This is a genomic window from Streptomyces sp. NPDC002779, assembly GCF_042888685.1.
In the GTDB taxonomy this organism is placed as follows: Bacteria; Actinomycetota; Actinomycetes; order Streptomycetales; family Streptomycetaceae; genus Streptomyces.
In genome coordinates, this window is record NZ_JBIAQC010000009.1 from 353,359 (window position 1) to 353,767 (window position 409).

A 409-nucleotide genomic window follows, 5' to 3' on the forward strand; every position below is an offset into this window, starting at 1 on the left:
CATCCCGGCGGAAGCCACCACGGTTGTCGTCGCGACCGCGGAAGCCACCGCGGTCGCCACCACGGTCGTCGTCACGGCGGAAGGCAGGGCGGTCGCCCCGGTCATCACGGCGGGGACCCCGGTCACGGTCGTCGCGGCGCGGCCCGCCCTGGCCCTGACGGTCGTCACGCCGGAACGGCGGACGGGGACCGCGGTCACCCTCGCGACGGTCGTCACGGCGGCCGTAGCCACCGCCACGGTTGTCGTCCCGACGGAAGCCACCACGGTCACCACCGCGGTCGCCACCACGGTCGTCGTCACGGCGGAAGGCAGGGCGGTCGCCCCGGTCATCACGGCGGGGACCCCGGTCACGGTCGTCGCGGCGCGGCCCGCCCTGGCCCTGACGGTCGTCACGCCGGAACGGCGGACG

At 76.5% G+C, this 409-nt stretch carries 1 protein-coding gene; it reads left to right on the forward strand.

Annotated elements, in window-relative coordinates; translation table 11 throughout:
• Positions 1-409: hypothetical protein (locus ACFYW5_RS26215; protein WP_389419522.1), on the forward strand; the 409-nt coding region annotated here is incomplete at both ends.